This window comes from Paenibacillus sp. OSY-SE (assembly GCF_000283315.1).
Lineage (GTDB): Bacteria > Bacillota > Bacilli > Paenibacillales > Paenibacillaceae > Paenibacillus_B > Paenibacillus_B profundus.
The window spans coordinates 1-12512 of the sequence record NZ_ALKF01000115.1 but is presented as its reverse complement, the minus strand read 5'-3'; the positions used below and the strand labels follow the sequence as shown (position 1 = coordinate 12512).

General features: G+C 48.7%; 10 protein-coding genes and 1 pseudogene. 7 read left to right on the top strand and 4 right to left on the bottom strand.

Annotation, left to right across the window (positions count from 1 at the left end; all coding sequences use genetic code 11):
• On the top strand, window positions 1-291 hold a 291-nt coding region (locus A372_RS32855; RefSeq protein WP_237728459.1), incomplete at its 5' end, for a CPBP family glutamic-type intramembrane protease.
• Window positions 292-452: 161 nt separating this feature from the next.
• Here the strand turns inward: A372_RS32855 and A372_RS39395 are convergent.
• Together A372_RS39395 and A372_RS0101140 are read right to left on the bottom strand one after the other, a co-directional pair.
• A pseudogene (locus A372_RS39395) lies at window positions 453-1154 on the bottom strand (IS5 family transposase); the annotation flags it as partial.
• Window positions 1155-2922: 1768 nt separating this feature from the next.
• On the bottom strand, window positions 2923-3210 hold the full coding sequence (locus A372_RS0101140) for a hypothetical protein (protein WP_019419014.1): 288 nt from the start codon (window positions 3208-3210) through the stop codon (window positions 2923-2925).
• 101 nt (window positions 3211-3311) lie between these two features.
• Here A372_RS0101140 and A372_RS0101135 point away from each other — a divergent pair, with 101 nt between their 5' ends.
• Genes A372_RS0101135 through A372_RS0101125 form a run of 3 tightly spaced genes read left to right on the top strand, consistent with a single transcriptional unit; the run spans window position 3312 to window position 8852 of the window.
• Entirely contained in the window at window positions 3312-5270 is a 1959-nt protein-coding gene (locus tag A372_RS0101135) for a putative thiazole-containing bacteriocin maturation protein (protein ID WP_019419013.1), read from the top strand.
• Window positions 5267-7216 (top strand): TOMM precursor leader peptide-binding protein, encoded by a 1950-nt coding sequence (locus A372_RS0101130; protein WP_019419012.1) that lies wholly within the window; start codon window positions 5267-5269, stop codon window positions 7214-7216. Before A372_RS0101135 ends, A372_RS0101130 begins: the two co-directional genes overlap by 4 nt.
• A gap of 43 nt (window positions 7217-7259) precedes the next feature.
• Complete coding sequence (locus tag A372_RS0101125) at window positions 7260-8852, top strand: SagB family peptide dehydrogenase (protein WP_019419011.1); 1593 nt, start codon at window positions 7260-7262, stop codon at window positions 8850-8852.
• A gap of 83 nt (window positions 8853-8935) precedes the next feature.
• On the opposite strand, the gene A372_RS0101120 is transcribed toward A372_RS0101125, so the two are convergent.
• Complete coding sequence (locus A372_RS0101120; protein ID WP_019419010.1) at window positions 8936-9355, bottom strand: hypothetical protein; 420 nt, start codon at window positions 9353-9355, stop codon at window positions 8936-8938.
• Window positions 9356-10287: 932 nt separating this feature from the next.
• On the opposite strand from A372_RS0101120, the gene A372_RS39225 reads away from it, so the two are divergent.
• Complete coding sequence (locus tag A372_RS39225; RefSeq protein WP_337483166.1) at window positions 10288-10422, top strand: GrpB family protein; 135 nt, start codon at window positions 10288-10290, stop codon at window positions 10420-10422.
• Between the two features lie 373 nt (window positions 10423-10795).
• Here the strand turns inward: A372_RS39225 and A372_RS0101105 are convergent, their stop codons facing one another.
• On the bottom strand, window positions 10796-11170 hold the full coding sequence (locus A372_RS0101105; protein ID WP_019419007.1) for a winged helix-turn-helix transcriptional regulator: 375 nt from the start codon (window positions 11168-11170) through the stop codon (window positions 10796-10798).
• 127 nt (window positions 11171-11297) lie between these two features.
• On the opposite strand from A372_RS0101105, the gene A372_RS0101100 reads away from it, so the two are divergent.
• Complete coding sequence (locus A372_RS0101100; RefSeq protein ID WP_019419006.1) at window positions 11298-11978, top strand: NAD(P)H-dependent oxidoreductase; 681 nt, start codon at window positions 11298-11300, stop codon at window positions 11976-11978.
• Between the two features lie 295 nt (window positions 11979-12273).
• On the top strand, window positions 12274-12512 hold a 239-nt coding region (locus tag A372_RS32845; protein ID WP_036702888.1), incomplete at its 3' end, for a hypothetical protein.

The following is a 12512-nucleotide window of genomic DNA, read 5'->3' as shown; positions in this document are numbered from 1 at the left end:
TTCAAGTTCCGTAAGGTGACTTGGCGAACGATGCTGCTAAGTATACTGATATATGCGCTCAGTCAGATTTTCATGTTGTTTATTCATCAAGCGACCGAAATCGTATCAGCAGCTCTTGGGAGAACGTATCAGGTATCGATTTATCCGATCGCAACCGACATCATGTCCCTAGCTTTGCTCATCGTAGCGATTGGCGTAATTCCGCCGATATGTGAAGAGCTGTTGTTCAGAGGGGTGCTGTTGACCGGATACGAACAAAAGGGGAAATGGTTCGCCGTCTGGTCCTCCTGACTATATTTCGCTAGGTGTACTAGGAGCAGCGTCAATCCTCGCGCTGTATATTTGCTGGCTCCTGCTGCGGAAGATGGAAAAGATTGAGCGGGCGCGTCATCACTCGAACGAGCAATATCAACCTTCTTCGGTTAGAAAGTATTGGCTGGTACCAATTGTTATTTCTGTGTGCCTGTTTTGTTTATATTTGAGATACAGTGATGCCTGGCGATTCGACGATAATGTTTAATTCTATTGAAAAAGCATTCCACTCCATGGCGTTCTTTATAGAGCCACCAGTCACAATATCGCTGAATCTGGCGAGATTTTTTACTGGGGATTACCGGATGAGCGTGTTGCTCGTGAAGAAGATCCAGAATGGCATTGGTGTCGTATGCTCGATCAGCCAAGACGTTAGTTCCGGTAAGTTCCATTGACTTTAGCATTTCATAACCTGTCACGCAATCATGGCTTTGGCCGCCGGTGAGTTCAAAATCCAAGGGATTGCCTAGCGCATCTACAATGGCGTGGATTTTAGTCGTTAGTCCGCCTCTAGAGCGCCCGATGCCCTGGAATTGCTGCCCCCTTTTGCCCTGGCTCCATGCTGATGGACGCGGACAATCGTTGCATCGATCATCACATTTTCGAAATCGGGTTCAATGGAAATATGGTCAAGAATCTGCTCCCACACACCCGACATCTGCCATCGGCGAAACCGGGTGTATACGGTTTTCCACGAACCATAATATTCCGGTAAATCGCGCCAAGGCGCGCCGGTTCTAGCGATCCAGAGCATCGCATTCAGCATCGTTCGATTGTCTTTTGTTGGTCGTCCGCCTTGCTTTTTTTGCTCAGAAGGCAGCAAATCTTTAATCATATTCCATTGATCGTCGTGTATTTCGTATCGTCTTCTCATATCCTGATCTACCACTATTTATGCTTGAGTTATAGTTTGAAGACAGACCCTAGCTCACGAACAATGATTTTCTCTATTAGGAGTAATTAAGTGAAAATTTTAAGGTAAATGTGTCAGTTCATATGAGGATATTTGATAATCAATGGATTAATTTCTTCGAAAGTAATGGGATAATGTATACTCAAGTTGACAATAATGGAAAAATGACATTGTACTGGAACTAAACAAATAAACAAGGCAGGATAAACATCTTGCCTTGTTTTAATCTATACTTATTCAACTTTTTTATTTTTAGTAAGCAGCCTTTTTAAAAGAATGATCAAAAAAACAAACAATGAAGTGAAAAGTATAATACCGATTGTCACTAGGGCTACAGCAACGTCCATGTTTTATCTCCTTTCCATTAAATATATTATATGTTATTTTTGATTACATGCAACAAATGGAATTAAATAATATCAATGTTATTGACACAAAGCTAACCCTCATAATTGGATAAAGTTGTCCTCAATAGAGTAACTGTGACACAAAGTTACCATCTTGCTTAGAGGAGAGTCTTCACCCTGATTAATACGAAAAATTCCAAGAACTAAAGTTAACCTTTACTAAGGTAACCCATCTTCGCCCGGGTCATTGCCAACACGATCGTAGGTGTTATCGTAGACCGTTTTCACAAAAAAGGACTTATTTTGCTTGCAGGGCTTTTAAATGGAACGGTATTGATAATCCTGTACCTTCAGACGACCGCTGGCAAGTGCACCGGTTGAAGAAAATGGATGTAGATAAGCTCAAGCTCTATATAAATCATGGGTGACTATGGACACTAGATCCTGAGCCTGATGATGCTATGCATGTTTATAATAAGGTCGGATTCAGGAATTAGGGAAAATGTTGGACGATCCTCTCATCCTGATCTCTTTGCCCATGTTGATGAATCAATTTCTCAATCGGGTTCTCCAGCCCAGCCGCATATAAGAAAATTTCGAACCATGCAGAAGCCATCTGCTTGGTTCTTTTTAGTGCGCCCAGCATGGGCGCTATCTCTAGGGTTGAAGTCCCGAGTGGTGAAGGCAGTAGTAGCCATAGCTTTAGGCAAGGGGTTCATCACGAGATGAAATCTGAAGGAAGCCAGCGGCAAATCTCCGGTCTGAGGGACACGAACTTCATAGAAGGCTAGCGTACGTTGGAATAGGTTGCCAAACAAACCAAAGCCCATACTGCCAAAGACGTACGAGAGTAAATGGAGCAGATAGTTGGAGAGGAAGATAGCGTTCTTACCTGGGGAGATCTGTGCGGTAGGCGAGTGAACTTTGTAACCCTGTTTGTAAGAACAGTCTGAACGCACAGAAGTCAGCAGACGCTGGATTCGGTAAGAGATCGAAGAGGGAACCTATGAACCAAGCCCAGTCCGAAGGATCGAAATCCCGAAACCTCATGGTGGAGTTCGGTTATTAGGGATCCCTACCGTAACCGTTTTTTGGTAGGCGGATGTCATAGGAACACTAGCGGATCCAATTTCATAAAATATCTAGTCGAGAAGGGGGATGGGCAGCGGGGGATGGGCAGCATGCCGGTCGGACCCAGATCTAAACATCCTCGTATAACGATTGTCCCATGCAGGTACAATGAAATGAATGATACGGAGGGTATAAAATGAACGATTTCCAGAAGGATCTGCAAAACTTGAATGTCGGCCAGTTCAATTCGACGGGGATGGCGTCTACGTCGGGGCAAAATCAGAGCGGTCCGGGGGATTCCCGCTTATGTGTTGGCATTTGCTTTTTTTGCGTCGGGTTTTGTTCATGCAGCAACTGTTTCCGCTGCAGTAACTGCGTCAGCTGTGCCCGCTGCAGTAACTGCGTCAGCTGCGCCCGCTGCAGTAACTGCGCCCACTGCAGTAACTGCGCACGTTGCGGAAGCTGCGCTCGCTGCCGCTGAGTAACGAAAAGCTCGCTTGGCGCTCCGCAAAACGGTATGCCCCTGCAGATGCCTGCAGGGGCTGTTCCTTTTTTAGTTTCAGGCATGACGGACAAAACGCTCTACATAACTTAAAAATGAGGGAAAACCGAAGACCTGCGTACAATGCGGTTTTGCCTCCGGCAAAACTTTAAGGAGGAATAAAAACTTGAATCCTTCTATGCGTCTGAAAGTGAAAGGGGATACGTTCTTTCTCCCCGATTCGAATGGAGGCGTCTACTTTCGCAACAATACGGGTTCGTTCCGAATGGAAGGCGACATGGTCGATCGGTGGATCGAAAAATTGATGCCCATGTTTAGCGGGGATTATTCCATGGCGGATCTGACGGACGGGCTGCCGGAACCGTACAGGGTACGGGTTTATGAAATCGCGGAAGTACTGCTCAATAATGGCTTTGTCCGGGATACCAGCCAAGACCGCCCGCACGGCCTCCCGGAAGCGGTAGAACGGAAATATGCCGCACAGATCGAATTTCTGGACAGCTTGGGCGGTTCGGGCGCTCACCGCTTTCAAACCTATCGCCAGGCTAATCCGATTGCGGTCGGTTCCGGTCCGATATTTGTCTCGCTCGTTGCGGCCTTGTTGGAATCCGGGTTGTCCCGGTTTCGTATGCTGATCACGAACCGGGCGACCACGGATCGCCAGCGGATCTCCGAGCTGACGGCGACCGCGCGTCTATCGGACAGCGAGATCGAGGTCGAGGAGATCTTCCCGTCGAATGACGGCTTCCTCGATTGGCCGGAAGTCGTGCGGCTGGCGGATTCCGTTCTCTACGTCGCTCAGGATGACGATCCCAGAGAGCTTAGAGCGCTGCACGCGGCCTGTAGGGACGCGAAGAAGCTGCTGGTACCTGCCATCTACTTGCGGCAGGCGGGCATAGCAGGGCCGTTGGTGCACCCGGATTCGGACGTCTGCTTCGAATCCGCATGGCGCAGGATTCACCGAACCGCCCTTGGCGATGCGGATCAGCCGACCGCCGTCTCTACAACGCCGGAAGCCATGCTCGCGAATGTGGTCGTATTCGAATGGCTTAAGACCGTGTCGGGGACAACGGCTTCGGAATTGAACGGACAGCTGTTCCTGCTGGATCCGGAAACATTAGAAGGAGAGTGGCATTCGTTACTTCCCCATCCGCTGGTCAGGGGTCTTCGTCCGGCCGAGCCTACGGATCCGTTCGACCTTCCGGTCGATCAGCGTACGGAGCGGCAGGAAGCAGACCGCCTCCTTTCCTATTTCTATCGCTTGACTTCGGCGAAGACCGGCATTCTTCACCGTTGGGAGGAAGGGGACACGAAGCAGCTTCCGCTCTCGCAGTGTCGCGTCCAGGCAGTCGACCCGCTGTCGGAAGGCCCCGCCGAGCTGTTGTCGCAGATCGTCTGTTCGGGAATGACGCACCATGAAGCAAGGAAGGAAGCGGGCTTGGCCGGCATCGAGTCGTACGTGTCGCGACTGGCCGGGGTTCTGAAGGCGGCCAGACCTGCGCAGCCGGATTCCGCAAGCCCGCTCGAGTCGCAGCCACATGAATATGTAGGGATCGGAGCGGGAGAGACAGTAGCGGAAGCGGTCTTCCGCGGACTGCGGAAATGTCTGTTCGAGGAGCTGAAAAGCCGTTCCGAATCCAGCCTGCCCTCCGTTTATCGAATCAAGCTAAGCAAGGTTGAGGACGATATTTGCCGCTATTGCTTGCGCGCATTGACTACGATGCGGGACGCCCCGGTAATCGGACTGGGGCAAGAAGCGGCGGGTTTCCCGGTCGTCTGGGTCGGTACGAACGGGTACTGGTACGGTGGAGTCGGAGTCAACCGCACGATGGCGCTGCGAGAAGCGCTCCGACAGGCGCTGATGAAAACCCAAAACGATGCGGCGGACATCCAAGGCCAAATCCTGGAGCGCTCTTCGGTCAAGGTGGAAGATGCCTTGCCGCAGAGTCTGACGATCCCCGGCTTCGATGAGTCGGAATACGGCATGATGCTGCAGTCCGTCCGGCAGATCCTGCAATGGAACCGTAAGCGGATCGCGGTCGTTGATTTGTCGACAGAACCGTTTATGAAAGAAGAGCTGGCAGGCGTGTTTGGCGTGTCGCTGCGAGAGGAGGAGACGCATTGAGCGCGATCGTGACGGTCATCGGGGAAGGACAGCTCGCGGATTTGGTAATCAAGCAATTGTCTGCCGATGACCGCTATCGGCTGGTCCGGCAGAAGAGCATGGAATCCGGAGAGGCGGCAACGGGAGACTTGGCGCTGGTGTTGAACGATGCTTGGGATCCTTCCGTTCATCCTGCGGCGGAGAATCGGTTCCGACAGTCGGGAACGCCCTGGCTCCGCGGCTTTGTTGCATTCGGAGAGGGGATTGTCGGTCCGCTGGTTCGCCCGGAGGGGCAAGGATGCTCGCAATGCGCGGATACCCGGCTCCTGCTGGCGGGAAGTGACCGCAGGGAATCGTGGGACCTACAGCAGAAGCTGGCGTCGCATGGGGGAATCGCCCGGGACGCTTGGGCGTCTCGCACGGGATTATTGCAGGTGGCGCGCCTTGTTGCGGCAGAAGCCGTGAAGATGCTGGAGAGCGGGCAGCCAGAGACGGAAAGCCGATTGTACTTGATCGATTTGCGTACGATGAAAAGCTCGTCGCACTTCTTCCTGCCCGATCCGCTATGTCCGATCTGCGGCCGATTGCCGGAAGACGATGCGGAGACGGCCCGCGTTGCGCTGCAGCCAAGTCTGAAAATCAGCGCCGAAACGTATCGCAGCCGTTCGATGGATGAGCTGAAGGATGTTTTGGCCAAAGAATACCTGGATGCCAGGACCGGTTTTCTGAACGGGAAAATGGTTGACCTTGTGTCCCCTTTCGCCGATGCGAGCATCAATTTGCCCTTGTTTGGCGGAGATGAGGCTTGCGCAGGTCGGACCCACTCCTATGCGGATAGCGAAATGACGGCCATCCTGGAGGGACTGGAGCGTTATTGCGGTCTGTCGCCCCGCGGCAAACGCTCCGTCGTTCATGACAGTTTCCGCAATGTGCAGGACCAGGCGCTCGATCCTCTCCGCGTAGGCGTCCATGCGAAGGAACAGTATGAACGCTCCGACTTCCCGTTCAAGCCATTCGATCCCGAGCGGCCGATCGATTGGGTATGGGGCTATTCGTTTCTGCAGCAGCGTCCGATTCTCGTACCGGAGCTGCTGGCTTATTACAGTTCGGGCTGCGGTCACGGATTCGTCTACGAAACGTCCAATGGCTGCGCGCTGGGCGGCAGTCTGGAGGAAGCGATCTTCTACGGGATGCTGGAAGTGGTGGAGCGCGACTCCTTCCTCATGACCTGGTATGCGCGACTGCCCCTGCCGCGCCTGGACCACCGTTCGGTCCAGGACCGGGAATTGAGATGGATGACGGATCGTTTGGAGGCCGTGGCGGGCTATGACGTGCATTTGTATAAATCGACAATGGAGCACGGCATACCGAGCGTGTGGGTGCTCGCGAAAAACAAGAAAGAGCGGGGCGTGAACCTCATTTGCGCGGCGGGCGCCCATCCGGATCCGATCCGCGCGGCAAAGAGCGCGATCCACGAGGTGGCGGGCATGCTGCTCACGGTCAGCGAGAAATTCGAGGAAAACCGTCAGCAGTATGAACGGATGCTTCTCGATCCGTACCAGGTCGTTCAGATGGAGGACCACTCCATGCTGTACGGGTTGAAACAGGCGGAGGAACGGCTCGATTTTCTGCTGAATGACGATCGTCCGATGCAAACGTTCGCCGAAGCGTTTGAACCGAGGGGCTGGAACGCCGATCTGACCGATGATCTGAAGGCCATGCTGCATGTTTTTCGCCAATTGAATCTTGAAGTGATCGTGGTCGACCAGACGACTCCGGAGACGCGTCGCAACGGACTGCATTGCGTGAAAGTGCTCATTCCCGGCATGCTGCCGATGACGTTCGGGCAGCATCTCATCCGTTTGACGGGACTGGATAGAGTGCTGAGGGTCCCTGCGGAGCTGTCTTATTCGCTGGAGCCCTTGTCGCCCGAACAGCTTAATCCATATCCGCACCCGTTCCCATAAATACGGCTATGGGGCGGCGCGGTTGAAGCTAAGGAGGAAAGCGATGAGTCTGATGAATCTGGATGTTTTTCTTCACCGTTTGCAATATGATCCGGATAAGGTCAAGCCCTTGGATTGGGAGACGGATTGGGATGACGCGCCGCTTCCTTACAAGCTTTATCGCGGCTTGCCGATATTTCCGCTATCCAGGGAAGTGCCGGCAACGCTCGAAGGCAGGGATACGACCGGTGTGCCTAGCCTTCGCGATATCGGACATTTCCTCTACTATGTATTCGGGCTTGCGCAATTGACCCAATCCGTCATGGAGCGGGATACATCGGAAGAATCGGGAGGCGTCTTGCAGATGTGCCGGCGCTTCGTTCCTTCCGGAGGCGGGCTATATCCGAGCGAACTGTATCTCTATCTGAAGCTTGGCGAATTGCCTGCCGGTGTATACCATTACGATGCGGCGCATCATCGGTTGGCGTTGCTGCGTGAAGGGAATTTCGACGATTATTTGGAGAGGTCGCTCGGTAATCGCTGCGATGCGAACGGCTGCTTCGGTGCCGCGTTCGTATCTACGGTTTACTGGAAAAATTTTTACAAATATAATAATTTTGCCTACCGGCTGCAGGGACTGGACGCCGGCGTGTTGATCGGACAGCTGCTCGAAGTCGCAAAACGATTCGGATTTTCGTCTGGCGTACATTTTCAATTTCTCGATCAAGCCATCAATCATCTGCTCGGACTATCGGAACAAGAGGAGAGCGTGTATGCGGTTATCCCGTTATCGACGGAGCCGGCGATCCGGTGGATGGCAAGCGGGAACGAGGATGAGGACACGGTTTCCGCCTCCGAGCTGTGCCGGGAGTTGTCGCCAGTCAGTCATGATCACTATGTCAGGTCGCGGAGGATCGCAGATTATCCGATGCTGCTTCGGATGAGCGATGCGTCCCGACTGGATTCGGCGCGATTGTTTCGACAGATCCGGAAGGATGAGCAAGCAATTCCGGAACAAGCGCTCGCACTGCCTCTGCCGCCTGTAGACCGCTTGTCGTATGATTTGGCGACGGTTTGCCGCAACCGGTTCTCGCCCGAGGCGGAATTTGTCTGGAAGCCGATCGGTCTCTCCCGGCTTGCAGCTCTGCTTCGGGAAGCGACGGCTTCCTTCTCGTATCGCAACGACCTGGATGGCCCGCAGGAGCGGCCGGAACCCCGTGTATGCCTGTATGGCTGCTTCTACGGGGTCGAAGACGTTCCGGATGGCGCTTATCGGTACGATGGCGCCGCGCATGCGCTGCAGCCGGTTTGTCTTGGAGATCACCGGCAACGGATGCAGGAGGGAATGTCGCTTTCCAATATCAATTTGTTTCAAGTGCCGCTCGGCTTTCATGTGGCAGGGAAGAGGAGTTTCTTTCAATCGCAGCTCGGCAAGCGGGGATACCGCATACAGCAAATGGAGGCCGGGATGCTCGTGCACCGATTATTGCTGGCAGCATCCGCCCTCGGGATGGGAGGGCGTCCGCTTCTCGGGTTTGACGCCAATTCCAGCGATGCGCTTTATCGGACGGCTTCCCGGGATGAAACGGGGCTGATTTTTATACCGGTCGGTCCCTATCGTCAACGATTGCGGTTGGCGGGCAGTTTGAGCCGTTAAAATAAAAAAATCATCGCTAACGACATTGCCGCGAACGGTCATGTCGTCAGCGATGAAACCAAGAAAGGGAGACCGGACTTCTCTTACCAATGATGGTTATCCCACGGATGATGGCCATGCGCGTGGGGATGGTCCCATGGATGGAACCAATCATGATGGTGATCGACCGAGTAGTGATCCCACCCTGAAGACGGATAAGGATGAAGGTGGTCATCCATATGCGGATCCCATGGATGATGCATGAAGGGATGGATCATGGAGGGATAGTGATCATGCTCCCAGGGATGAGCCATTACGGCTTGCTGTTCGTCCTCCCAAGGATGACACATCCCGGGATGGTGTCCGTGATGATGAGGAATATGGTACCAGGTATAATGGGACTCGTGAAACACGTCATCGCGAGGTCTTATTTGATTATTCGATTGCTGCTCGAATGCTTGCTCGGACGGAGCGGAACCCTGCAATCCGGCCGGGTTCTGAACGGAAGGTTGATGGTGTATCATGGTTTTCCTCCTAATCTTTTGAGGGGCATTCCATCGTGAATCCTCTTTTGGCAGAACTCGCTTTGGAAGCCTTCGCTTGGCATAATTCACAATATGCTGAGATTGGGAAAAGGGCACTTGACCCTATAAAATGGGCAGCTGCCCCAAGAGGAGGGGAAGCCAGGAACGAAACGGGTGTCGAAACGAAGACCGAGCGCGTAATGGTGGAGGAATTCATATGATGTCGGTTGACAAGAACTTGGGGATATTTCCAATTTTGACAAGAAGATAAGGACATTATCGAAATTAGTTGTAAAAGGCTAAGTGCATGTGGAGTTGGCGGAACCGGTTTTAAACCAGAACAATTATCTTTGCTTGGCTTTATCGTTGGTATCTTTACGAACTACCATGACGGAATGACCTCTTTTTCAAATGACCGCTAATTAAGATTAGCGGTCATTAGCTGATTTGGAAGCCTTGCCATTCCTCCAGATGGTGACATCAAATTGATGAAAGCCTATATTGGCTTATACCGGCTGAGGATCGGCACTTTTCGGGTTCTCTTTGAGGTCAATCACGACGAGAAAGTTGTTTACATACGCGCAATCGATTATCGCGACGGGATCTACAAATAGTAATTGAGAAGAGAACCCGATTCAGCTTGAAGAATCGGGTTTTAAAGGCCGAGGGTATTACGCTAACGGGCAGCCATCCTTAAATGGGGTGGCTGTCTTTTCTCAACTAAAGGGCAGATTGCTGTAGTAACAAGGTTTTTTCTTCTTCAAATTCAAAATTAAACTTATGGAGGTTAGTCGAATGAATGTTGTGGTTACGGAATTTAACGATAAATGTAAAAGATATTGAAAAAATTGATTCGTTTAATGAACAAATGACAGGTCTTGGTTACGAATGTATGGGTGAGCTCGACATGAAAGGAAGATATTAATCGCCATTTGGCTGTAAGAGACTACCTCCGAACACATTCCGAGGAAGCAAAGCAGTATGGAAATGTAAAAGAAAACCTTGCAAAACAATTCCCGAAGGACATTGTAGCTCCGTCGCTGCTTTTATTTACCGAGTCAGTCTAATAAATAGAAATTGATACTCGGCTTGTCGAGTGATGGTACCGTTTCAGTTTAGAGTAAGAAAAAACGCTAAGCCAGGTGTAATCGAAGGCTTAGCGTATATTTTCGTTAAAATGTTGGCGGGACCCCATGCCCATCAACTTAAGGTTTTGAATTACCCCCAAAACGAAATTTTTACCACGCTACAGTTATTTATGAGAATTAAATTCATTTTTTTCATTACTGGGGAACAAACATTTTTAACGTGATGGAGATAGGGTACAAAAACACAAATTTCATCTCTGAAAAAAATAAAAAAAACGATTGCTTGGATCCTAAGAGGCAATCGTTTTTTCTTTTTAAGCTGTTTATAATGACCAATTACAGGTTTAAAATATTATTCAGTGTTATTTCTGTTTTCCAAAACCTTCTCCATATTATTAGTCGCCCATTCCTTCATTAATAGGATAATTGGTCGTAGTGACTCTCCAAGTTCTGTTAATGAATATTCTACTTTAGGAGGTACCTCACGATATACCTCCCGATGTATGATGCCATCAGCTTCGAGTTCTCTAAGTTGAAGTGTTAACATTCTTTGGGTGATATTAGGTTTTAATCTTTTTAATTCATTAAATCGCTTCTTACCATCTAATAAATGATAAAGAATAACCCCTTTCCATTTTCCAGCAATCACATCGACGGTAGCTTCTACTTGACAAGAATATTTATTTAAAAATGAAAAATTTATATTATCTTCATTTGAACTTATCATAAAAAAGCTCCTCTTTAGCAATAGTATATTTTTTGATACTATAACACAAAAATGTGCGTACTTGTATCATCGTTTCTTAAAAAATATACTATAGTTAAATAATAATTTAATGAAAAGAGGACCTTTTATGACTAACACAAAACAAAGTACAAAACAAAAAATTATGGAGGCTTTTAATTTTAGGCATGCATGTAAAGAGTTCGATCCTATGAAGAAAATTTCAGAAGATGATTTTAAGTTTATTTTAGAAACAGGAAGATTATCTCCTTCTTCTTTTGGATATGAGCCTTGGAAATTTATTGTGGTACAAAATAAAGAATTAAGAGAAAAACTATTACCATATTCATGGGGAGCAGGTGGGCAGCTTTCAACAGCAAGTCATTTTGTCATTGTTCTTTCAAGAAACATCAAAGATATGCACTATGATGCAGTGTATATTCAACACATGATGAAAGATATTATTGGATTACCTGAAGAAGCTCAACAGATCAGATATGAATTCTTCAAAAAATTTCAAGAATCGGATTTTAAATTACTAGACTCCGAACGGGCTGTATTTGATTGGTCATCAAAGCAATCTTATATTGCTTTAGCTAATATGATGACTAGTGCAGCTCAAATTGGTATTGATTCTTGTCCAATGGAAGGATTCGATAAAGAAAAAGTAGAATCTTTACTTCGTCAAGAAGGTATTCTAAAAGGTGATAATCTTGAAGTATCAGTTATGGCTGCATTTGGATACCGTAAAGGAGAACCACAATTTAAAAAAACAAGACAAACTATGGATACTATTGTCGAATGGATTTGATAAGATAAATTTGTACCCATATAACGAAAAAAACGCTATTCTTTCTGTAGAATCATAGGAAAGGATGGCGTTTCTTGTATGTCTGTTTTTATATCTGACGAGTTACAACTATTTGCATAGAAAATTCAAAGTCTTTTATCCCCAAATATTTTACAGAATATTGCTAGAGATGTTGGGTTTGTACAGCGGACGAGTAAGTATCAAGCATGTAGGCAACAAGAACGGAATTTCATTAAAAACCCAAACTTAGCTTGATGGGCATGTGGCGCTACCCCTAAAAGAGAAGAGGATACTTATGGGGATCAAATATGTCTCAAATGATGTAGAAGACAAAGTAAGAACTCTACTTACATTTTGTCAAGAGCACGACATCGAGACCGACTTCTATGAAATTGACGATGATGATTGTTGCAAAGATGAAGAAAATATTGTAGGAAATGATTTTGAGATAAATATTAGTCTTCCACATACTGAAGACTTTGAAGAGACAACTATTGAAGAATTTTATGATTTAGAGCGTGTCTTCAAACCTAA